The sequence below is a fragment of the Lysinibacillus sp. CNPSo 3705 genome, from assembly GCF_028674935.1.
GTDB lineage: Bacteria > Bacillota > Bacilli > Bacillales_A > Planococcaceae > Lysinibacillus.
The window spans coordinates 37,948-44,679 of record NZ_JAQZSD010000035.1; the positions used below are offsets into that span (position 1 = coordinate 37,948).

General features: G+C 34.4%; 5 protein-coding genes and 1 pseudogene. 3 read left to right on the forward strand and 3 right to left on the reverse strand.

Going from position 1 to position 6,732, the window contains the following annotated elements; all coding sequences use genetic code 11:
* Nucleotides 1–122: 122 nt before the first annotated feature.
* Nucleotides 123–1,316 carry a macrolide family glycosyltransferase gene (locus tag PVA17_RS15460; protein ID WP_132358525.1) on the forward strand — a complete coding sequence of 398 codons (1,194 nt, stop codon included), beginning with the start codon at nt 123–125 and terminating at the stop codon, nt 1,314–1,316.
* A 121-nt stretch (nt 1,317–1,437) separates the two neighbouring features.
* Here PVA17_RS15460 and PVA17_RS15465 read toward each other — a convergent pair.
* Both PVA17_RS15465 and PVA17_RS15470 read right to left on the reverse strand, forming a co-directional pair.
* Nucleotides 1,438–1,695 (reverse strand): annotated as a pseudogene (locus PVA17_RS15465) (VOC family protein); the annotation flags it as partial.
* Nucleotides 1,696–1,881: 186 nt separating this feature from the next.
* On the reverse strand, nt 1,882–3,543 hold the full coding sequence (locus PVA17_RS15470) for a M28 family peptidase (RefSeq protein WP_274068184.1): 1,662 nt from the start codon (nt 3,541–3,543) through the stop codon (nt 1,882–1,884).
* A gap of 595 nt (nt 3,544–4,138) precedes the next feature.
* Between PVA17_RS15470 and PVA17_RS15475 the strand changes: the two genes are divergently transcribed.
* Nucleotides 4,139–4,660, forward strand: coding sequence for a GrpB family protein (locus tag PVA17_RS15475; RefSeq protein ID WP_274068185.1), 522 nt, complete (start codon nt 4,139–4,141; stop codon nt 4,658–4,660).
* A gap of 370 nt (nt 4,661–5,030) precedes the next feature.
* On the opposite strand, the gene PVA17_RS15480 is transcribed toward PVA17_RS15475, so the two are convergent.
* The gene (locus tag PVA17_RS15480; RefSeq protein WP_132358535.1) at nt 5,031–6,125 is read right to left on the reverse strand and encodes a DUF418 domain-containing protein; all 1,095 of its coding nucleotides are present in this window, start codon (nt 6,123–6,125) and stop codon (nt 5,031–5,033) included.
* A gap of 276 nt (nt 6,126–6,401) precedes the next feature.
* Between PVA17_RS15480 and PVA17_RS15485 the strand changes: the two genes are divergently transcribed.
* A partial coding sequence (locus tag PVA17_RS15485) for a helix-turn-helix domain-containing protein (protein ID WP_274068186.1) occupies nt 6,402–6,732 on the forward strand: 331 nt, incomplete at its 3' end.

A 6,732-nucleotide genomic window follows, 5' to 3' on the forward strand; every position in this document is an offset into this window, starting at 1 on the left:
AGATAAATGCTTAAACTTGCTAAAAGAACTTATTCTGCTTTAACATAATTAAGCAATGATATGTGACAGTATCCATTACTCTTACACAATCTTAAAAATATCTTACCGAAGGAGTGGTAGATTTGGCACGTGTTTTATTTATTAACGGTGGATCAGAAGGACATATCAATCCAACTATTGGCGTTGTGCAGGAGTTAATTTCGCGTGGAGAAGAGGTCGTGTTCTTTACGATTGAAGCTTTTCGAGAGCGTATTGAGCAGACGGGAGCGACTGTGCGCACATTTGATGGTCAAAAATTTATCAAAGCTTTTATTTCAGGTGGAAGAAATCATTTACTTGAAAGGGTCAATGGACTTTTACTTACTGCAGATGTCGTCATACCTAGCGTTCTTGAACAGATTAAAGGAGAACATTTTGATTACATCATCCACGATTCTATGTTTGGCTGTGGCTATTTACTTGCCAAAATCCTTAAGCTTCCAGCAATCAGTTCATGTACATCTTTTGCCGAGACTAAACAATCATTTGATAAAACATTAGAACATCTTTCAAAAAATATTCCAACCGAAGTTTTAAAAAAGGTGAACGATGATTTTCAACAGCTAACAGCAAAAATTAAAGAAAAATATGGCGTTGAAATCCATTCACCTTATGAAGTTTTTTGTAATCCCGCACCACTTACAATCGTTTATACAACGAGGGAATTTCAACTTAACGGAGAAGCATTTGATCAATCCTATAAATTTGTAGGCCCATCCATTTCTTCACGATCCACACAAGAAGATTTCGACTTTACTGCAATCGAAGGTAAAAGCCCCATTTACATTTCACTCGGTACAGTCTTAAATCAAGCTATTGATTTCTATAAACTTTGTTTTAAAGCATTTGGAAATACTGAGCATACCGTTGTTATGTCTATTGGAGGACAAACAAAACTTGATGAATTGGGAGAAATTCCTGACAACTTCATTGTGAAACCTTATGTTCCACAAACCGAATTGCTAACATACACTAAATTATTTATCACACACGGTGGCATGAACAGTACGAATGAAGCGCTCTATAACGGGGTTCCGCTAATCGTTATCCCACTTAGTGCGGATCAGCCTTTAATCGCTCAGCAGGTAACCACTATCGGAGCAGGTATTCAATTACAAATGGAAAGTTTGACGGCAACTCAACTATATGAAACTGCAAATCATGTGTTAAACACCCCTTCCTTCCATATAGCTGTTGCAAATATTAAAGACTCCTTCCAAAAATCAGGTGGGTATCACAAAGCTGTCGATGAGATTTTCAAATTTACAAGTCAATAGGATATATAAATTTATAAGCTACCATCATTGGTGGCTTTTTTTATGTAGATAAAAAAGCTAGGACAACATCCCAGCTTTTTGCACGTTCTTTGAAAAAGGAGGAGCTACGAATCACCATTTTTTAATGTAATCGATCATCAAACATTAATTGTATTTGAATACCGAACGGGTCCTCAAGTAACCCATATGCTTTACTAAAAACATTACTTGATAACGGAACAATAATTCTTACTCTCTCATCTGTCGTCAAGCTTTTGTAAAAATGTTTGATTTCTTCTAAGTTCGCACTTTGTATACACAATGAGGTGTTGTTCCCTACTACATATTTTTCTGTGACATCCATTGTATTCTCTGCCATCATTATCTTTGTTTTCCCGATGGTACGGTCAAACTATTATTTCAGTGAAGCCTGAATCATTAAAACAAAGTATTCAAGCTAAAGTAGAAAGCCTCTTAGATCACTTCAAAAAATTATAATTTTTGGGGTTGCCCAGCTGAGTATAAATGATTTTAATCAAACAAAGAAAAGGAGAAAAGCACTTTTCTCCTCTTTTTTAAAACACAGTTATGCTTTACCATCATCTGTCTTTAACCAATTTACAATCGCTACTATCGGGAATGTGATTAATGCTGTTAGAATTGCAACTATAGGTGCAACACTAATTGTTTGTGCAACATACATCAAGTACATAATTGGCGCAAGTAATAGAATACTTGGAACTGTCCATCCTCCAACTGCTATATAACGGTATACGCCAATAGCCCAATTCGCTTTTAATACAATTGGTAAAATCAACAGTAAACTAATGATCGCTGGGATCGTAAATGCGTAACTAACACCTTTGAACGTAAAACTAGTCATCACGGCCAACAAAATCCATAATACCTGCGTACTCATCACGAAATTCGCTAGACCGCATTTTTTCGCAATCCACTTCGTAAAAAAGAAACTGAACACAATAGCGAGTAGGAGCATCAACGTAAGAATCGTCGTATCATAAGTACCAAACATAACCATACTATATTCATTTATTCCACCGTAAAATACGATAGTTAAGAGATGAACTAAAAGGAAATAGAAGATGAAAATGGCAACAAGACTACCTATCATCGCAAAGAAAATTAAAACAAAACCCTTAATTTGTATCACTTGCTTTTTAAAGCAGTAGTAGAATATCGCAGCTGTTAGGACTAGTAAAACAACCATCAATGGGATGACTACCTTTTGAGAGTACACGACTACTATCTTTTTCATTAGTGGAAAGTAAATTGCATCACTTTTACTTTCTTCTATGACTTTAAACTCTTTTGCATCCATCATCATAAACTTTTTCACTAAAGGAAAAACATAGCTCCCAAAGTGACGAATTGTTCCCTCATCACTATTTTCCACACGATCTACCTCCGTATGATACGCCTCTAATCCATTCATATTGGCAAAATTATACCCTAATTTTTTTGTCACTTTAAATTCAGTAAAATCTGTATCGTTCGGCATCCTTTTATACATTTCAGAAACAAATGAATAAGCCACGGGGTATGGAACGGTCTCTTTATACAATTGCACTAACTTTAAATCATTTGGACTCGTTTCAAACAAAATCGGTACCCCTTTATTTCCTCTTGCTTCGAAATTTAACATTACACTTATTTTATTTAAAACAACCGTTCGATCTTTAAAAGCACTCGCTCCAAGTAAACCTACCTCCTCTCCGTCTGTTAGCACAAAATAGATTGTATTTTTAGGTGCCGGCATTTGTTTTAACGCTCTTGCAGTCTCCAAAATTGTGACAACGCCGTAACCATCATCAGAAGCTCCTGGGGCCTCTGATACAGAATCATAATGAGCTGTTAATAAAATCGCATGGTCATCTTCTGAAGTTCCCGGGATTTTCGCAATAATATTTTCAACAGTCTCTGGACCTATTTCCGCAGCAAACTTCTCATCTCTAATATCTCTAACTAGCTTCGATTGAATTTCAACAGGCACATCTATATCTTGAAAGTATTTGACAATATAATCTTTGACCTTTTTATTTGCAGAAGAGCCCATTGGATGTGGTTCCTTTGCAACTTCCTTTAAATAATCAAGAGCTCGTTCTGATGAAAAATCCTTTTCAGTTCCCCCCATTTCTTCTGATGAAGGACTTAAAAATTGGCTAAAACTTATAAATAATGTTAACAAACCTAGTAATATCGCAAAAATAAGCAATCTTCTTTTTTTCACCTATTACTCTCCTCATTCTTTTTATTTATTTAATACCAAATTTCATGGCCATCTAGCCCTATCATATGGTTTATTTTCCATTTATTTCGCAATCCCACACTAAGAAATAATGTAAAGGCATACACAAAGATTCTTGATATTACATCATGTCCACCATATCGTTGAATTCAGTTCGGTGCATTCAAAAAACACACAACATGATTCAAAATATGATTGGATTGAAGAGAAATTAAATTGTATTTAGAATTGTTGCAAAGCGATAATGAAATAATAAAATACATTCAAACACATCAAAATCTTTCTCACCGTGAAATCATTCGAAACTTGTTGCATCTTTTCCTCAATATGGTTTAGGGGATTCTCAATATTTCGCATTAATTAAAGCAACACAAAAATAAAAATTGAGTGTTGCTTTCCTCCACTTTAGATTGATGAAGAGTTGCCCATGAAAAAACGAACACCTACTTTTTTAGAGAATAGAAAAATATCCTTTATTTTCTTACAACATCATTGACAATGCATTAGATTTTTTATATTTTGTAATAATGCGTAAAATTTGTCAAGCGGCATGAAAACAAAGAATGGGGTGTATTAAATGAGGATTATAAAAGTTGTAGATCATAACCACAAATGGAGCAACGACTATCTGAAAGAGGAACGTTCAATTAGGGCGATCCTTCAAGAAGAATTGGTGAATTGTTTTCATATTGGAAGCACATCAGTTACAGGCTTAAAAGCAAAACCAATTATTGATATTTTACTAGTAGTCAATGATATTCATAAATTGGAGTCATTTTCTAAGCAATTTCAAGAGATTGGCTACGAAGTTAAGGGCGAATTCGGGATAACAGGAAGAAGATATTTCCGGAAAGGTGGCGATCATCGCACACACCAAATTCACGCTTTTCAATATAACAACATTGCAGAAATAGAAAGACACTTAGCATTTAGAGACTACCTTCGAGAGCATCCCGAAGTTTGCAGGCAGTATGGGGAAATAAAGAGCCAACTTGCCAAGCAGTATCCAAATGATATTGATGGCTATTGTAACGGGAAAAACGATTTTGTCAAAAGTGTTGAAAAAGAGGCTATTAAATGGCATTGGTCTGTCCGTTAATATCGATAACCATTTAGTGGCTGTCCTTGAAAGCCCACATTACTATGAAGAATTTAGGATGTTGAGTATTTATCGGACAATATTATATAAGCGGGTGTAATGAATGAAAAAACCGTAGCCTTCTAAAATGCTATTTAGCAGGCACATAAAAATAATTTTTAATAAATTAAATCAAACCGTATCGAGACGAGTATTTTGAGCATTATTTAGCCCTGCAAACAACATTTAGTATGACGTCAAAAATAGATATTCGCATTCTGTATATAAACATAATCCCGCTATAACCTGCTTCTTTTGTAGAAAGCGTTCCTGCTTATTACGGGAACGCTTTCGAATCTCCCCATATGAAACAAACATTCACTTCTGCTGACTAATTTGTCATTTTTCTCATCACCCACTCAATCGGTCCTCTGTTAAATTTTTTGCTCCATAAAACAGAAAATAAAATACTCGCTACGAAAAACAATAGTGTAAATACTAATGAAAATGCTAACGTTTGGTTTTCTAACCTATTTAACAATGCCAATATACCAACACCGATGAATACATGGCTTACATAATGGGTTAAGGTTAATTGTCCTGTTTGAATAAGTGATTGTATCAACCATTGTCTAGCAAACTTTTCTACAATATAAATAGAAACAACGATGACGATTGTTGCAGAAGCTGAATTTGATAAAATATATAAAATGTTTGGTGGAATTGGCCCTGTTTGAAACAAGAATTCTGCACTGTTTACATCCAACATCGTTAGAGATAGGCGCATTAAAACTTGTGAAAGTACCTCTATAGTAATGAGAGAAAATATAGAAATAATTAACATTTTGTTTCTAATTGCTTTCTCCGATAAATTCAGTCTGCCAAGAATCATTCCAAGTAAAAAGAAACAGATCCAAGGGAATACTGGGTGATACCCATTAAACAAAAGATTTCTGATAAAACCTTCTATAGTCCAAAAATCTAGATATTCCATAAATGGTTGGTCTGGATGCCATCCCTTCAAATAATTCATCTTCACTTGTAAGACTTGTGAGGTAATTAAAAAAAAACTTGATAGAAAGATCATGAGCTTTGTAGAAGCTACGATAAGAAAGGATGCAATCAGCATATAAATACCATAATAATGGAGGATATCTCCAGTCCAATCCGCCACATATAAAAGTAAACCTAAAATGAAAAGAAAAGCGGAACGTTTCGATAATTTCAAGCTATTTTCTTTAATAGTAAAAAGGTCTCCGCCATTTCTAGCTTTTCTTGTCATCAAAGCAACTCCGATACCGGCCAACGTAACAAAAGTGGCAGATGCTCTTCCTTCGAAAAGTTCAGTAAACCATATTAACCAATCCGGCCCTCTTCCTGTTGCTCCCATAATAATTTTAAAGTTGACTATAAGCATCCCAAACATAGCCAAGGCTCGAGCAAAATCTAATCCTTCAATCCGTTTAGATTGTAACTGTTCGGTCATAAATGTTCCTCCTTATGTTATAGCGCTCTGCTTAATACATCATCAATATAAACTATAGGGTTGACCTAATGTCAAACCGACTTTTTTTGCCCAACTCACAATTCATTTGCCCAATATAACCTTCACAGCGCAAATCCTTTAGATTTATCACAGGGAATTTATGCCTACAAACGCTTCCAATCCTCTTATTATCAATGATTACTGTTTTATCCTAGGTTTATTGTTTGACATTAGGCTAGCCCTAAAGTTTATATTTATCTAGAGAAGAGGGATATTATGGATGAAACAATTACAATAAATCAATTGGCTAAAATATTTGATATTAGTCATCATCAAATACGATATTACGAAGAAAAAGGGCTCTTATTTCCATCCTTCACGGATAATAATAGGTATCGAAAATATTCTCTGAAGGAAATTTATCAACTTGCTCAAATATTAATGTTGAGAAACTTAAATCTTTCAATCGCACAAATTAAAGACATGTTAACTTCGTATGAAAAAAATGATTATTTGAGTTTATTAAGAGAAAAATCAAAAGAACTTTCAGACGAAATAAATAAACTGCAAAAGATTAAAAAGGCAATTGATCACCATTATGTAAATA